The following is a 16,085-nucleotide window of genomic DNA, read 5'->3' as shown; positions in this document are numbered from 1 at the left end:
CACGATCAACAACCTGTTTGACTGCTTCAATTTTAAACTCTTCTGGATAACGCTTACCGCTCATGGGCACCTCTCTTTAAGCCATCTTAAATGACTCTGAGGTGTCTGTTAAACCCATAGCGATTCAAAATGATTTCCCACTGAATGTTGTTAATGTTCAATTAGCTATGATTCTCGCAATTTCTTTTAGCTGAGCATCTTCTTATGATGAAAAAAGATTGAGGCTTTAGGCGTAGCACGTCCGTGCCAAGCTTGCAACAATAGTCATACTCAGGCCAATTCAGACGGATGGCGCTGTATTCACACTTGCGGGTCTTGTCGAGAAGGACGCGGTTAAAACCTAAATCGTAGTCGGCCATAAGTTTTTTACCAAAATTGGCGTTTAAATCGAGAAAATCAGTCAACAAATCTATCTAATAGAATCACAGCTGTTACACCGCAATTTTTCATAGGCCACGACTCAAATTTTTTACATATGAGCCCCGAATACCCCGTAAGGATGGCTTCTCGGAACTCAGATTTTCTGGTTCTAACATTACACCGTCTGTCAACTTCTGTCTATCCGACAACGAGTTACCATAATATCCTTGGCCGCTTATAGCAGAGACCCTAAGCGAGTTATGGCAGCGAAATGTCCGTTTCACGCCTTTAACTATCCATACTATGGAAATAAAGGCTGATGAATTTGCGCGTTTGCTAGTTATACGTTGTGCATCTGCTCTGGGTAACTAATTACATCTAAACGCCCGTTTCTGGCTAAAAATGGCCATTACCAGCATGCAACACCTGAACAGCCACATTGCACATATTAGTGAAGCTGTTTTTGATAACCTCAGCTAAGATCACCCTTAGTGCACACTAGTGTACATCTCGCCTCAAACCCTTCACCATCTAATATCTTGAATTTAATCAATTAAAATCAAAAGTGAACAGTGTGAACACTTTTTCGTAAAATCATTTTATTTTGGATTTTAGGTTGGCCGTTAATTATCCTAGCAAAGCCGTTCCGGGGTATGAGATCCAATAATTGGTACACGTTTAGGTACACGGAACAAAGTTGAATTAACGAAAACCACTTAATTTCATTAGCTTGCGAAGCTTATTCAGATTCCGCCAGCCCACCAAAATCCTTTCGCGGCGGTTCCAGAGCCGTCCGCTGAAGTCCTGAAAGCCCGCACGGCGCAAGCCTTGCGGGCTTTTTTGTGCCCAGTATTCATGCTGCTGCTAATCAGATTATTGTGGGCAGAAATACCCGAACGGCAACGTACAAAGCAGCTGAGGCAATGGCAAAATCCTTTGGCGCGGATGACGAAACTGCGATAAAAATCGGCCTGACTGTCGACATCGCTGTTCCACCAGGATTTGCATTTAGTATTAGTGCAACCCGGTTAGCATCGGTGAGAGCGGGTCGCATCAAACTGATTGAGCATGAATCGATGACGGGGCTTAAAACCCGGAGGGCATACGCTTTCCACACACGTTGGCAAAAGCGATGCAGAATTGTTATCCCGTTTTGAAACCAATAAGCGTTTAACGTTCTCTACCACCTTTACTAACCTCCAGATAGCAGAGGAAGCAATATCGAGAGCGCTTTTTGCTAATAGAGCCGTCATAAAGTCTGTTCTCTCAGGTGGTAAGAAAGGTGTCAGATTGACTATTCGTAATGCAGCAGGGAAAACTATTGGCTACGGCTTCAAACGAGGAGACAGCCAGCGGATAGCCATGACAAATGTGAGAGTGGTCATTGAATTTCAACAATTTAATGGAAAACCCTACTACATTCTTACCGCGTTCCCGTCTCTTTAAGGTGCAAAATGCAAAATTTCCATTTTCTTGATCAACTGATTTTTGGTTATGTCAACCAGGACGCCGACATCATTAATGATGGCGAAGACACAGTTGAAGGAATAGTCAGGCTCTTTAAAAAAACAGCCCCAGGTTGGATGCTTAAAGACCTCGCAGAAGAAGTCGATGATTTTATCTCCGCCTATGATGATGGCGTAGAGGAGGAGTTCAAGCGACGCTATGAGTGTGATTTCTCACCTGAGCTTTGGGACACCACCGCGCGTGAATTCCTGATAACAGTACGTCAAATCTCGCTAGAGAAATGAGAGGTAGGGTGATACTGAATCCATCCCCTGCTCATAATGCCATGCGTCTGGCTTTTCTTCTGTTATGCCCCATGTTCTTAATGCGTGAGTCCCCTGAAATGCGGTATAAAGCTGCATGAAAATTCCAAACCGAATCCAACCGCTGGTCGATGACGGCCTGATTGATAACGTGCTTCAGCGCTTGAAAAGCGGCAAAGAAGCTGACGTTTACACTGTCATGTGCGGCGGCAAAGTCCAGTGCGCTAAAGTCTACAAAGAAGCTTCTCAGCGTAGCTTTAAGCAGGCCGTGCAATATCAGGAGGGGCGCAAAGTCCGCAACTCCCGCAGTGCGCGTGCAATGCAAAAAGGCTCCAAATTCGGACGCAAGCAGCAAGAGGAAGTCTGGCATACTGCAGAAGTCGATGCGCTGTTCCGCCTGGCCAAAGCCGGCGTTCGCGTGCCTGAACCCTATATGTGCCTCGACGGTGTACTGTTGATGGAGCTGGTCACTGATGCAGATGGCGCAGTAGCACCACGTCTGAGCGATGTGATTTTGTCGCAAGAGGAAGCTCTGACTGATTTCGCCACCATGATTCGCAATATCGTACGCATGTTGTGTGCCGGCATTGTGCATGGCGATCTGTCAGAGTTTAACGTTTTGCAAGATGAGCATGGCCCAGTGATCATCGACCTGCCTCAAGCGGTGGATGCTTCAGCAAACAACCACGCCGAATCAATGTTTGAGCGCGATGTGAATAACATCACCGAATATTACGGTCAGTTTGCCCCGCAGATTTTAGAAACGCGTTATGCGAAGGAAATCTGGCAGCTGTTTGAAGATGGCAAGTTAACGCCTGAAACTGCTTTAACCGGCCTCTTTGTAGAAGAAGTTCATGATGTGGATATGGACTCCCTGCTGGATGAAATCATTTCTGCGGAAGATGAGTATTACGATCGCCAGCGAGCGGCTAAAGAGCGGGATGAAGAATAGTCAGCCAGCCTGATTCGCTGGCTTCAAGTTATAGTAAAACCACTCTTCAAATTTCATCTGCTAAACAGATACATGTGCAGCCCGTCACTCTCATTGCCAGGCTAAAAAGCTGTTTCTCATCTCATCAATTGCGCTGGGTGAAAGCAGCAGCACAGATTTAAGACTCACCTCAATACGTTCAATGATGGCTTCTCTCGGCCCTGAACGCCACGCCTCGCTGGCATAAAATGCTTCCAGAACATCGTGCATTTCCTCTTCATTTTCAAATGCTCGAAGAAGAAAATAGCTATCAGCATCATGGAGAGAACAACCGTAAGCGACGACATCAATTCCCTGCTCGACGTGCAGAGGAACACTGATATCTCGCATGATTCGATGGAAGGTTCTGCCTGTATCTGTTTTCAACCGATATTGCAGGATTTCAACAACTCTACTTTTCATCTCTCATCCTTAAGACATTTTTTGTGGTTATGGCGGCACTAAAATTACCCTTTACCAGAAAAAGATACAGTGTCAGATCCACTAAAGCTGAGGCGACTCACAACTTTCATCGGCTTGCCTGAAGTGCCTTCAGGCTGAGCACATAGCAGCATGGCTTAAAATGCTCATTTCTCGCACCATCCAAACTCGATGATTCAATTAAGGTTATTCCTGGAGCCAATTCTGGCTGAGCGTGCCATTGTTAACTACGCTCATAACTCATAGAGCGATTGATGAGGGAATATTCATGAAAAAGACAATTATTGCTGTATCTGCCCTGCTGCTGGCTTCTTCGGCTTTTGCCGCTACCACACATGCAACTGACGACACCGTCGCGAACGCACAAGCGGGCGCAAACACCGCCAAAGAGAAGCTGCATCAGGCGCAGCATCAGGGCGAAGAGCAGAAGCTGAAAGCCAAGCATGCTGTTGAAGGTAAGAGCGACAGCACCAGCAGCAAAGTGAGCGAAGGCGCACAGAAAGGCTGGAACAAAACCAAAGAAGGCACTGAAAAAGGGTGGGATGCTACCAAAGAAGGTGCGACTAAAGGCTGGAACAAAACCAAAGAAGGTGCCAGCGATCTGAAGAAGAAAGTGACTGAATAAGTTCTTCTGACAGAATCCCGAAAGGCCGCGATTGCGGCCTTTTTCGTTTTTGCCGCTTTGCGTCCGGCTCGATATCGACTTACACTTCGCTCAACACTCATTAACCATTTTTTCTTATGTCTGACAACTTCAAACGCCAACCGCTGCCTTTACCCAACGGTCACAATAAAGTGCTGTTGCACTCCTGCTGCGCCCCTTGTTCGGGAGAAGTGATGGAAGCGATGCTGGCTTCCGGTATCGATTACACCATCTTTTTCTACAACCCAAACATTCATCCGCTGAAAGAGTATGAGCTGCGTAAAGAGGAGAATATCCGCTTTGCCGAGCAGTTTGGTGTGCCCTTCGTGGATGCTGATTACGATAAAGATAACTGGTTTGATCGGGCACGCGGCATGGAGTGGGAACCGGAGCGTGGCGTACGCTGCACCATGTGTTTCGAAATGCGCTTTGAACGCACTGCGCTGTATGCACATGAAAATGGCTTCCCGGTGATCACCAGTTCGCTGGGCATTTCGCGCTGGAAAGACATGAAGCAGATTAATGACTGCGGTGTGCGTGCAGCAGCGCACTATCCTGACATGCTATATTGGGAGTTTAACTGGCGTAAAGGCGGTGGATCATCACGCATGATTGAGATCAGCAAGCGCGAGCGTTTCTATCAGCAGGAGTACTGCGGCTGCATCTACTCGCTACGCGACAGCAATCGCCATCGCGTGGCCAGCGGGCGCGAACGCATTGAAATTGGTGTGCAGTACTACCAGCCCGACGAATAAACAATTAGCCTGCTGGCATCGGTTAGCAGGCGCTTACTCTCACCAGGCTAATTGCCTGCCGCTGTAATCGACGTAATGATGTCCGCCCTGACCGGAAAAACGGTTCAGTTGCGCCAATAATCCCTGAGCACTTTCCACCGCAGTAATATCCGCATCATCACCGCCCATATCGGTTTTCACCCAGCCCGGATGCAGTGACAGCAAGGTTGTGCCACGCGGATCCATCTGCTGCAGTAGTGCACGGCTCAGCATATTCAGCGCCACCTTACTGGCAGAGTAATACGGACGAATCGCCTCGGCATTCTCCGTCAGGCTGCCGAGACGAGATGTGGTGATACCAAGCACGCCCTGTTTTTCCGACAGCAAGGGTAGCAGGCCTTCAGCCATACGCACCGGTGCAACACTGTTGGTCATAAACAGTTGCATCAATTCATCATCGGGAGTGGCGATCAATTCCATTGAATCCGGGCCGAGAATCCCGGCATTGATCAGCGCGCGGTCAAATTGCTCACCTTTGAGCTGCTGAAGTAATTGCTCACGCTGTGTGGCAACGGTGATATCCAGTGGCAGCCAGCGCAGTTTTTCATGCTGATAGGAAACGGCAGTGCTGCGATAAGTGGCCGTGACGTCCCAGCCATCGGCCAGCAGTTGCTGCACCACCGCCAGTCCAATCCCCTTTGAAGCACCGATAATTAACGCGCGTTTTGTTTGGCTCATTTGTCCCTTCCCGCAGTTAAAAGGCAAAAAGGGCAGGATAACCTGCCCTTGGTTTGACTAACGAAACACCAACGTTAGCACAACAATCACCACCATCATGATTAGCAGATGGCACACCACCTTATTAAGATTCCGATTCCGCATAGCACCTCCATGGAGTTAGAACCACTGGCCGAAGCGTTTGATGTAGAGCATTTTCATGCCCTGTGCGACCACGCAGTAACCTAACAAGGTCGCGACCAGCCATGGGAAGTAAGCCCAGGGCAACGGGGTCAATCCCACCATGTGTCCCAACGGGGAGAATGGCAGCAGAATGCCTGCAATCATCACACACGCCGTAGTCAGCAGCACCGGCAGTGCAGCACGGCTCTGGATGAACGGAATTTTCTGGGTGCGCAGCATATGCACCACCAGCGTCTGCGACAGCAATCCTTCTACAAACCAACCGGACTGGAACAGTGACTGCATTTCCGGCGTGTTGGCGGCAAACACGTACCACATCACAGCAAAAGTCGTGATATCAAAGATTGATGATGTAGGCCCAATCCACAGCATAAAGCGTTTGATATTGCGCGCGTCCCATTTGCGCGGTTTGCGCAGGAATTCACGGTCCATTTTGTCCCATGGCAGCGCCAGCTGAGACAGGTCATACATCAGGTTCTGAATCAGCAAGTGAATCGCCAGCATTGGCAGGAACGGAATAAAGGCGCTCGCCACCAGCACAGAGAACACGTTGCCAAAGTTGGAACTGGCGGTCATGTTCAGATACTTGATGATGTTGCCGAAGGTTTCGCGTCCTTTCATCACCCCCTCTTCCAGCACCATCAGATCTTTTTCCAGCAGGATGATGTCAGAAGACTCTTTCGCGATGTCTGCTGCACTATCCACTGAAATCCCGACATCGGCATCACGCAGGGCTGGCGCATCATTAATCCCATCGCCGAGGAAACCGACGGTGTGTCCTTGCTGCTGCAATGCACGCAAGATGCGAGATTTCTGCAGCGGCGTCAGTTTGGCAAACACCGCGCTGTGCGCTGCCGCCTCTGCCAGTTGCTCGTCGCTCATCATCGCGATCTGATCGCCAGTCACGATATCGCCACTGTCGATACCGACTTGCTGGCAAATACGTGCGGTGACCACCGGGTTGTCGCCGGTCAGCACTTTGACGCTGACGCCGTTTTCACGCAGCGCGTTAATGGCTTTGGCGGCACTCTCTTTAGGTGGATCGAGGAAAGTGAGCAACCCTTCCACGGTTAACCCTTGTTCATCCGCCACACTCAATGCCTGCTGCAAGCCCGGCTCTTCCAGTACACGACTCGCCACCAGCAATACACGGAAACCTTGCTCGTTGTACTGGTGTGCCAGAGCTAACAATTCTGCACGGCGCTTTTCATCCAGCGGCTGAACCAGTTTTCCTTCACGCTCAGCCGTAGCGATGCTCAGCATCTCTTCTACCGCGCCTTTACAGATCAGCATCTGTTGATTCAGACGACGATCGCGCACCACAACAGAAACACGGCGACGCACAAAATCAAACGGCAACTCATCCACTTTGGCGTAATAGTCGCCCATGTCCGCCGTTACACGATCCTTGCCGTAGCGCAGAATCGCACGATCCATCAGATTCGGCGTGCTGCTCTGATAGTGGCTGTTGAGCCAGCTCAGCATCAGTACGCGAGAGTTTTCCACCCCGGCGCAATCCAGATGATGCTCAAGAATGATATTGTCCTGGGTCAGCGTGCCGGTTTTATCGGTACACAGGATGTCCATCGCGCCGAGGTTTTGAATCGCATTCAGCCGTTTCACAATCACTTTGCGGCGTGACATGGCAATCGCACCTTTCGCCAGATTCGAGCTGACAATCATCGGCAGCATTTCCGGCGTCAGACCGACCGCAACCGCCAGCGCAAACAACGACGCATCCAGCCAGTCGCCTTTGGTTAGCCCGTTAATCAGCAGCACCACCGGCACCATCACCAGCATGAAGCGGATCAGCAGCCAGCTGACGCTGTTCACACCGCGATCAAAAGCAGTTTGCGAGCGATTACCGACAATCGATTTCGCCAGGCTGCCAAAGTAGGTTTCGCCGCCGGTTGCCACTACCACCGCTTTGGCGCTGCCGCTGGAGACGTTGGTGCCCATCAGACACACGCTACCGAGTTCCAGCAGTGAAGCCCCGTGATCGCTCGCTCCCGCGCCTTTGCTGGTGACGTGGCCCGTGACGTCATATTTCTCAACGGGCAGTGATTCACCAGTCAGGATCGCCTGGCTGATAAACAGGTCACGCGAATCCAGCAAACGTACGTCGGCAGGCACCAGATCGCCAGCCGATAGATAGATAATGTCGCCGGGGACTAAAGTGGCAATATCCACTTCCTGTCTAGCCGGGGGCTGTTGGGCAGATTCCCGACGCAGTACGGTAGCGGTAGTGCGCACCATGGATTTCAACGCCTGCGCGGCTTTATTGGTGCGGAACTCCTGCCAGAAGCGCAGCAAACCGCTGAGCGTTACCATCGTCACAATGATGATGACACCGGTCAGGTCGGTCTCCTCGCCTTTACGCAACGGCAGCAAGTAGTCAGTGAAAAAACTCACCGCCGCCAGCGCCATCAACACATAAATGAACGGGTTATTAAACGCCTGAAGCAACTGAATCAGTGCTGGGGGCGCTTTATCATGTGCCACCTGATTGCGGCCATAAACCTCCAGACGCGCTTCGGCTTCGCGTTCGCTCAGGCCCAGCGCATCACTGCGCAGGCGAACCAGGGTTTCATCGGCGGTGAAACCTGCTTCATCTTCAATCAGATAGCGCGGCGTTTTCTGACGCTGCGGGCGGGCGTTGCTCCAGGATTTTTTTTCCTGGTTGAGTTTCATGTCAGTCATGATGACATTCCTCTATTTTTTTACGGCAATAACAGTCCCTGTGCGGGGAGCACATTAACGGGGATAAATTAAATTAACGACGATGCGTTAGATGATTAAAAATAACCTATCGGGAATTTCCATATGACCTCCCGTAAATAAAAGACGAAGAAATTCGCTCGTTAAAATAACGAGAAATAGCGATGACGATGTCAATGATGCCGCTGAGAGCGATCTTCAGTCAGTCCAGATTTGCCAGGTAGCCTGAGCACGGACGTGCCAAAACGCGCTAAAACAGCGGTTAATTATGCACGCTGAAAATCAGCGCGCGCATCGAGGTGGAGGAAAAAGTGCGTTTAAAATCATGTGCATAATGAAATCCCCACGGGCATCAACCCGCTACTGTCGTTTAAAGGGGAACAATCATCAGAGAGAAGAGAGGATTGCTGCCCGCCGTGTTGGCAAGCAGCGACAAAAGAATTCGCGCGTCAGCTTGCCTTGTGTTGCCATCTAAAAGGGTGACTGTCCAACTGAATTCTCCTGTTTGAAGTTGGCGCCATTATATTCCTGAAGACTTCGAAGTAAAGTTAATTATTTCCGTTCAGCAACGAGTTTAAATTCCGTTGTAATTTGGTTGATGAAAGGACAAAAATTAGCGAGTCTGTAGCACTGCGCGGCGCGATAACAATAACAGCATATTTAACAGGCTTATAACCAATCCGCCGCGCTTAGAACCGTAAGGCATATGCATAGCCATAAATTGACTATTCTTCATTACTGCGCTCTCGTAAACTCGCGTTACTTTTTTAAGGCAAGGAAACAACATGAAAAAAATCATTCCCTCACTGCTGGCTTTATCGCTGGTAGCCGCCTTCTCCTCTCAGGCCGCAACACCAAAAGATACGCTGGTGATTGCGCAGTCGACTGATGATGCAGATAGCTTCGATCCGGCACAGGGCTTTGAACTCACCACAGTGCAAGCATTCACTAACATCTATCAACGTCTGGTTCAGTCGGATCCGACCAATCCCACCGATCTGAAGCCAACGCTGGCCACCTCCTGGACGCCAGGCAGTGACAATCGCAGCCTGACCTTTGAACTGCGCGAAGGCGCGCAATTCGCCAGTGGTAACCCGCTTCGTCCGGAAGATGTGATCTTCTCGCTGGGTCGTGTGGTGAAACTCAACCTCGATCCTTCCTTTATTCTGACGCAGCTCGGCTGGAATAAAGACAACGTCGATACCTTCCTGAAAAAAGTCGATGACAACCATGTGCAGATTAGCTGGAGCGCCAACGTCAGCCCGGCCTATGTGCTGAGCCTGCTGTCTGCGCCGGTCTCTTCAATTGTGGATGAGAAAACTGCACAGGCGAATGCCAAAAACGGTGACTTCGGTCATGCGTGGTTAGGCACCCACTCAGCGGGTAGCGGCCCTTATCAGATTCGTAAAGTGGTGCTGCATGAAGTGGTACTGCTGACCGCCAACCCGACCTCACCGGCGGGCGCTCCGAAGCTGAAAAACATTCTGATCAAGAACGTGCCGGAACCTGCTGCGCGTCGTCTGCTGCTGGAACAGGGCGATGTGGATATTGCTCGTAACCTCGGCGCAGACCAAATTGCGGCGCTGAAAGGCAAAACGGGCGTGAAGACCGAAGCGATTCCGATGGCCTCGCTCTACTATATTCAGTTCAACGTCGGTGAGAATCCAGTGTTGAAGAACCCGGCACTGTGGGAAGCGGCGCGTTACCTGTTCGACTACAAAGGTATTGCTAACGACCTGCTGAAAGGCCAGTTCGAAGTACATCAAACCTTCCTGCCTAAAGGTTTCCTCGGTGCGTTGAATGACACGCCGTACACCTACGATCCGGAGAAAGCCAAAGCGATTCTCAAGAAAGCAGGTTTAACCAACGTCAGCTTTAAGCTCTCGACCAGCAATCAACCGCCGTACCTCGACATTGCGCAGGCATTACAGGGCAGCTTTGCCAAAGGTGGCGTGAAAGTCGAAGTGCAGCCGGGCCTGAGTTCTGAAGTCTCTACTCGCGTGAAAGCGCATCAGTATGAAGCGACACTGAACGCCTGGGGCGCGGACTACTTCGATCCGAATACCAACGCTGCTTCATTTGCTTACAACCCGGAAGATGGCAGCAAAACCATTGCTTACCGTTCAGACTGGCATATTCCAGAGCTGAGTAAACAGACGCTGGCCGCCACCGCTGAAGCGGACAGCAACAAGCGTGTTGAACTGTACCAGGCGATGCAGCGCGAAGTGCTGAAGAACTCGCCATACGTGATCGGCTTGCAGGCGCGCAACCTGATTGCGCTGCGCGATAACCTGAAAGGCTATGTGCAGGGGATTAACCCAGACATGGTGCATTACTCGCAGGTTTCTAAGTAATGGCAGTGTCTGCTTCACAGGCCGGGTTCGCCCGGCCACTCTGGCAACGTTTTAGCCGTCTGGTCACCAGCCTGTTATCGCTGCTGGTGACGTTGATTGGTTTGTTAGCGTTCACTTTCATGCTGTCGCACCTGTCGCCGGTTGATCCGGTGCAGCAAATCGCCGGCGATCACGCCAGCGAAGCCACCTATGCACAGGTGCGCCACGATCTCGGCCTCGACCAGCCGGTGCTGGTACAGTTCTGGCGCTATATCAGCCATCTGGCGCAGGGCAATTTAGGGCTTTCGCATCTGACCAATCAGCCTGTCAGCACGGATCTGATGCGCACCTTCCCCGCCACCATTGAACTCGCCACCTGTGCGATGATCTTTGCCGCCGTGTTTGGCATCACTTTAGCCTTGCTGGCCGCGTGGAAGCCGGGCAGCGTGATCGATAACGTAGCGCGCTTTATCTCGCTGCTCGGCTATTCCGTTCCGGTATTCTGGCTGGGTCTGCTGGGTCTGCTGCTGTTTTACGCGGTGTTGCATTGGTCTGCCGGGCCGGGACAGTTGGATGATATCTGGATCTACACGCTGGAGCCGAAAACCGGCTTTGTGCTGATTGATAGCTGGCTATCTGGCGATCCAGAGATGTTCCGCAATGCGATTGCCCATCTGTGGCTGCCGGTGATGATTCTTGGCTTACTGGCGATGGCCGGTATTACACGCTTATTGCGTGCCGCGCTGTTAGAAGAGAGCAGCAAAGAGTATGTGATTCTGGCGCGCGCCAAAGGCGCAGGGCGGACTCGCATCCTGCTGCGTCACATCTTCCCCAACGTGCTGGGGACGCTGATCACGGTCATCGCCCTCTCCTACGCCACCCTGCTGGAAGGTTCGGTGTTAACCGAAACGGTCTTCGCCTGGCCCGGTGTCGGACGCTACATGACCAACGCGCTGTTTTCCTCTGATACACCAGCGATTCTCGGCTCGACCCTGCTGATTGGCAGTTGCTTTATTCTGCTTAATGCCGTGGCCGATGCCCTCACCTGGTTAACCGATCCGAGAACCCGATGACTCAACAACTCTCTGAACTGGAGACAGTTCGTCCGCGCCGCCGCCGTGCGCGCGTGACTTCACTGACCATCGGTCTGACACTGGTGGTGATCGTGGTGGCGATGGCGCTGTTTGCCCCGCTGCTGGCACCCTTTGATCCTAACGCCCAGGTGATCGCCCAGCGTTTGCAGGCCCCTTCCGCGCTGCACTGGTTTGGCACCGATGGCTTTGGCCGCGATTTACTGTCTCGCGTGATTTACGGTGCGCGTCCTACGCTGCTGCTGGTGTCACTGATTCTGGTACTGACCATTCCGGTGGGACTTCTGGTCGGGATGACTGCCGGCTATGTGGGCGGCTGGACCGAACGCGTGTTGATGCGCATCACGGATATCTTCCTGTCGCTGCCGAATCTGGTGATCGCGCTGGCGCTGGTGGCCATGCTCGGTCCGGGATTGATGAACGGCGCACTGGCGCTGGCACTCACTAGTTGGCCACCGTTTGCCCGTCAGGCACGTGCGGAAACCCTGGCGCTGCGCCGCAGTGATTATCTGGCTGCCGCACGCATGCAGGGCATTACCGGTTTGCGTTTGATGTTCGGGCACATTCTACCGCTGTGTTTGCCAACCGCCGTGGTGCGCGCGGCGCTGAGCCTCGGCGGCATCATTCTCTCCGCTGCGGGCTTGGGCTTCCTGGGCATGGGCGTGCAACCGCCAACCGCTGAATGGGGTTCGATGGTGGCGGAAGGCAGTAAAGTGATTTTCGACCAATGGTGGGTGGCTGCCGCCCCCGGCGGTGCGATTCTGTTCGCCAGTCTGGCGTTTAATCTGACAGGCGATGGCCTGCGCGACCGACTGGATACCCGTCATGCCAAATGATCTGTTAATTGATGTGCAGGGGCTGACCATCCGCAGCGAAGATACGCTGTTAGTGGATAATATCGCCTTTCAAATAGGCCGTGAGCGCGTGGCGCTGGTGGGTGAATCCGGTTCGGGCAAATCACTGACGGCCCGCTCGCTGATGGGACTGCTCTCTCCTTCATTGCAGCTGCAGGCCGATCGCTTACAGGTGGTGGGTGCCGATGCGCTCAACCTGCGCGAACGCGACTGGATCGCCCTGCGCGGCGGCAAAGTCGCGATGGTGATGCAGGATCCGAAATACGCCCTCAACCCGACTCGCACTATTGGCTGGCAGGTCGAAGAACCGCTGGTACTACACCGCAAACTGAGCCGTGCCGAACGTAAAGAGAAAGTGTGCGAGATGCTGGATGCGGTCGGTCTGCCGGATCCCCGTCAGTTGATGAAGCGTTATCCACATCAGCTTTCCGGCGGCATGGGGCAGCGTGTGATGCTGGCGATCGCTTTGATCACCGATCCCGATCTGCTGATTGCCGATGAACCGACCTCGGCGCTTGATCATGCGATGCGCGATCAGGTGCTGGCACTGATTCGTCGTTTGGTGGAGCAGCGCAATATGGGCTTACTGCTGATCAGCCACGATCTGCAGCAGGTCTCTGAGCACTGCGATCGCGTGATGGTGATGTACAAAGGCAAATTGCTGGATACGTTGCCTGCGGCAGAGCTATCTAATGCGACTCATCCTTACACACGCACGCTATGGTCCTGTCGTCCGAGCAAAGCCACGCACGGTGAACGCTTGCCGGTGCTGGATCGTGCTGCGCTGGAGGCCAGCAATGATTGAGTTAAACAATCTGAGCGTGTCGCATAAGCAGGGTTATGAACTGCGCACCGTGGTGCATGACGTATCCTTGCAGGTGGCCGCGGGCGAGTGTTTTGGCCTGGTCGGGCCATCGGGCTGCGGCAAGTCATCGCTGCTGTGGGTGATGGCCGGACTGAATCCCTTCTGGAGCGGCAGCATGCAACTGGCGGGCACCGACGTGCAACCGGGTAAAGCCTTTACCGGCCCGCTGCGTCGTGATGTGCAGATGGTGTTTCAGGATCCGTATGCCTCGCTGCATCCACGCCATCGTCTGCGCCGCACCCTGGCCGAACCGTTGAAGATGCTGAAGCGCGATAATATCAACGACCGCATCAATCAGGGTTTTCGCCATGTCGGGCTGGATCCAGCGCTGGCGGATCGTTATCCGCATCAGCTGTCCGGCGGCCAGCGTCAGCGCGTGGCGATTGTGCGCGCCCTGCTACTGGAGCCGAAAATCCTGTTGCTGGATGAGCCAACCTCGGCGCTGGATATGTCGGTGCAGGCGGAGATCCTCAATCTACTCAACGATTTGAAGCAGAATGACGGATTGACCATGGTGCTGGTGAGCCACGATCCCGATGTAATCGATCATATGTGCGACCGCGCGGCACATATGGCGTTGGGTCGGATTGTCGGTTAACGCATTTTCACTCAACCGTTGCGGCGCGATTTTTTCATCCGCATCTAAAGCGATCATATCGCAAACAGATGCATGCTCCATCGTGCCGCCACGGACAGGCGTAAATTGATGCACCATTCAATTTACGCCAAATATGATCTCTGCTTAATGCGCCATCGCCTGCAGCGTCTCGCTGCGAATCGACTCGGTCACTTCGGCCTTTAACGCCATAAACTCGGGTGAGGTTTTAATGGTGTAATCGCGCCCATTATTGAAATTCACTGCTACCTCCTGCTTGATGCGGCCCGGCCGGGCGCTGAAAATCGCTACCTTGTTAGCCATGAAAATTGCTTCATCGATATCGTGGGTGACGAACAGCACAGTCTTGCGCGACTGCTCCCACACCGACAGCAACAGCTCCTGCATCATCACGCGCGTCTGATTATCCAGTGCGCCAAACGGCTCATCCATCAACAGCACTTTGGGATCGTTGGCCAGCGCACGGGCGATCGCAGTACGTTGCTGCATGCCGCCCGAGAGCTGGCGCGGATAGTGCTGGGCAAAGCCGCGTAATCCCACCTGCTGGATGTAGTAGTCGCTGCGCTCTTTCTGCTGCGCTGCACTGATGCCGCGCTCCTGCAGGCCAAAGCGGATGTTCTCCTCCACCGTCAGCCATGGGAACAACGTATAGCTCTGGAACACCATGCCGCGATCGGCGCCCGGCCCTTCCACGCTTTTGCCATCCAGCCAGATTTCCCCGCGCGTGGGCGTATCCAGTCCGGCGATGATGCGCAGCAGAGTGGATTTCCCACAGCCCGAAGGGCCGAGAATGGTAATGAAATCATTCTCTTCCACCTGATAATGAATCGGCTGCAGCGCCTGAGTTTGCTCGCCTTTGGGGCCGGTAAAAATGCGCTCGACGCCGCGCACGTTGAGTTTGCTGTGTTTCATTACAGGGTGCTCCATGCAAACAAGCGCCGATTGAGCACTTTGAACAAGTAGTCAGAGATCAAGCCAATGCAGCCGATCACAATGATGCCGAAGATAATCTGCCCGGTATTCAGCAATGCCTGACTGTCGACGATCATATGGCCGATGCCACTTTCCGATCCGATCAATTCGGCAACGATGACGTAAGTCCACGCCCAGCCGAGCACCAGGCGCAGCAGTTCAGCAATGCCCGGTGCAGCACCGGGGATCAGCACGCGACGCACGATCGAGCGGTTGCTGCAGCCCAGCGTGTAGGCCGCTTCCACCAGATCGCGACGGGCGCCGCTCACCGTGACCGCCACCATCAAGACGATTTGGAAGAAGGAGCCAATAAAGATCACCAGGATCTTCTGGGTTTCACCGATACCGGCCCACAGAATCAGCAACGGCACAAACGCCGAGGCCGGTAAATAACGGCAAAAGGAGACGAAGGGTTCAAGAAATGCTTCCCAGGTTTTGTAAGCGCCCATCATGATGCCCAGCGGCACACCTATCACGGCCGCCAGCAGGAAGCCCGACAGAACGCGCATCACCGTCATGCCGATATCCAGCGAGAAGTTGTACTCGGTGAACAGCACCACACCTTGCTGCAGCATGGTGAGAGGATCGGCGAGGAAAGTAGGCGACACCATGCCGCCCAGCGTTACCAGCGTCCATACCGCGATAAACAGCACAAAGAACGCCACGCCGAGCGCGACACGTAAGTGCAGCGAAATCGCTTTCAGCGGCACCATCAACGGATTGTGCCAGCGCTGCGGCGCCTCCGGCAGCGCTGCTGGCGGAGTCGCGGGTTGGCTTTTACTCATCTCCATCTCCTTT

The 16,085-nt window shown here is 52.9% G+C and carries 15 protein-coding genes; 10 read left to right on the top strand and 5 right to left on the bottom strand.

All coding sequences use genetic code 11. The annotated features are described in order from the left end of the window. Positions 1–1,500: 1,500 nt before the first annotated feature. The 3 genes from FD737_RS24220 to FD737_RS22660 all read left to right on the top strand — a co-directional run bounded on the left by FD737_RS24220 (position 1,501) and on the right by FD737_RS22660 (position 3,081). Complete coding sequence (locus FD737_RS24220) at positions 1,501–1,806, top strand: RNase A-like domain-containing protein (protein ID WP_306301154.1); 306 nt, start codon at positions 1,501–1,503, stop codon at positions 1,804–1,806. Positions 1,807–1,814: 8 nt separating this feature from the next. Then, positions 1,815–2,111: a contact-dependent growth inhibition system immunity protein gene (locus FD737_RS22665; protein ID WP_160834645.1), complete on the top strand. Its 297-nt coding sequence runs from the start codon at positions 1,815–1,817 to the stop codon at positions 2,109–2,111. 115 nt (positions 2,112–2,226) lie between these two features. Beyond that, positions 2,227–3,081, top strand: coding sequence for a PA4780 family RIO1-like protein kinase (locus tag FD737_RS22660; RefSeq protein WP_160834644.1), 855 nt, complete (start codon positions 2,227–2,229; stop codon positions 3,079–3,081). Positions 3,082–3,171: 90 nt separating this feature from the next. Here the strand turns inward: FD737_RS22660 and FD737_RS22655 are convergent, their stop codons facing one another. Beyond that, the gene (locus tag FD737_RS22655; RefSeq protein ID WP_160834643.1) at positions 3,172–3,522 is read right to left on the bottom strand and encodes an NIPSNAP family protein; all 351 of its coding nucleotides are present in this window, start codon (positions 3,520–3,522) and stop codon (positions 3,172–3,174) included. A gap of 286 nt (positions 3,523–3,808) precedes the next feature. On the opposite strand from FD737_RS22655, the gene FD737_RS22650 reads away from it, so the two are divergent. Both FD737_RS22650 and FD737_RS22645 read left to right on the top strand, forming a co-directional pair. Then, the gene (locus FD737_RS22650) at positions 3,809–4,165 is read left to right on the top strand and encodes a hypothetical protein (protein WP_038645311.1); all 357 of its coding nucleotides are present in this window, start codon (positions 3,809–3,811) and stop codon (positions 4,163–4,165) included. Between the two features lie 116 nt (positions 4,166–4,281). Continuing rightward, a complete protein-coding gene (locus tag FD737_RS22645; RefSeq protein WP_160834642.1) occupies positions 4,282–4,938 on the top strand; it encodes an epoxyqueuosine reductase QueH in 657 nt (218 codons plus the stop codon). 39 nt (positions 4,939–4,977) lie between these two features. Here the strand turns inward: FD737_RS22645 and FD737_RS22640 are convergent, their stop codons facing one another. Together FD737_RS22640 and mgtA are read right to left on the bottom strand one after the other, a co-directional pair. Beyond that, entirely contained in the window at positions 4,978–5,655 is a 678-nt protein-coding gene (locus tag FD737_RS22640) for an SDR family oxidoreductase (protein WP_160834641.1), read from the bottom strand. Between the two features lie 159 nt (positions 5,656–5,814). Continuing rightward, positions 5,815–8,538, bottom strand: a complete 2,724-nt coding sequence (mgtA, locus tag FD737_RS22635) for a magnesium-translocating P-type ATPase (protein WP_160834640.1) — start codon at positions 8,536–8,538, stop codon at positions 5,815–5,817. 803 nt (positions 8,539–9,341) lie between these two features. Between mgtA and FD737_RS22630 the strand changes: the two genes are divergently transcribed. From FD737_RS22630 to FD737_RS22610, 5 genes are read left to right on the top strand one after another with little or no spacing between them, the layout of a single operon-like run. After that, positions 9,342–10,910 (top strand): ABC transporter substrate-binding protein, encoded by a 1,569-nt coding sequence (locus FD737_RS22630; protein ID WP_160834639.1) that lies wholly within the window; start codon positions 9,342–9,344, stop codon positions 10,908–10,910. Further along, the gene (locus FD737_RS22625; RefSeq protein ID WP_097118688.1) at positions 10,910–11,962 is read left to right on the top strand and encodes an ABC transporter permease; all 1,053 of its coding nucleotides are present in this window, start codon (positions 10,910–10,912) and stop codon (positions 11,960–11,962) included. The genes FD737_RS22630 and FD737_RS22625 overlap by 1 nt, the downstream gene beginning before the upstream one ends. Further along, the gene (locus FD737_RS22620) at positions 11,959–12,816 is read left to right on the top strand and encodes an ABC transporter permease (RefSeq protein ID WP_097118689.1); all 858 of its coding nucleotides are present in this window, start codon (positions 11,959–11,961) and stop codon (positions 12,814–12,816) included. Before FD737_RS22625 ends, FD737_RS22620 begins: the two co-directional genes overlap by 4 nt. After that, a complete protein-coding gene (locus FD737_RS22615; protein ID WP_160834638.1) occupies positions 12,806–13,639 on the top strand; it encodes an ABC transporter ATP-binding protein in 834 nt (277 codons plus the stop codon). Before FD737_RS22620 ends, FD737_RS22615 begins: the two co-directional genes overlap by 11 nt. Continuing rightward, positions 13,632–14,297 carry an ABC transporter ATP-binding protein gene (locus tag FD737_RS22610; RefSeq protein WP_097118691.1) on the top strand — a complete coding sequence of 222 codons (666 nt, stop codon included), beginning with the start codon at positions 13,632–13,634 and terminating at the stop codon, positions 14,295–14,297. The genes FD737_RS22615 and FD737_RS22610 overlap by 8 nt, the downstream gene beginning before the upstream one ends. Positions 14,298–14,441: 144 nt before the next feature. On the opposite strand, the gene FD737_RS22605 is transcribed toward FD737_RS22610, so the two are convergent. Both FD737_RS22605 and FD737_RS22600 read right to left on the bottom strand, forming a co-directional pair. Continuing rightward, positions 14,442–15,227: an ABC transporter ATP-binding protein gene (locus tag FD737_RS22605; RefSeq protein WP_058959180.1), complete on the bottom strand. Its 786-nt coding sequence runs from the start codon at positions 15,225–15,227 to the stop codon at positions 14,442–14,444. Further along, positions 15,227–16,072: an ABC transporter permease gene (locus FD737_RS22600; RefSeq protein WP_160834637.1), complete on the bottom strand. Its 846-nt coding sequence runs from the start codon at positions 16,070–16,072 to the stop codon at positions 15,227–15,229. Before FD737_RS22600 ends, FD737_RS22605 begins: the two co-directional genes overlap by 1 nt. Positions 16,073–16,085: the final 13 nt, after the last annotated feature.

The organism is Pantoea sp. Seng, from assembly GCF_009829935.1.
In the GTDB taxonomy this organism is placed as follows: Bacteria; Pseudomonadota; Gammaproteobacteria; order Enterobacterales; family Enterobacteriaceae; genus Pantoea; species Pantoea communis.
This window is presented reverse-complemented; position numbering and strand designations above follow the sequence as displayed.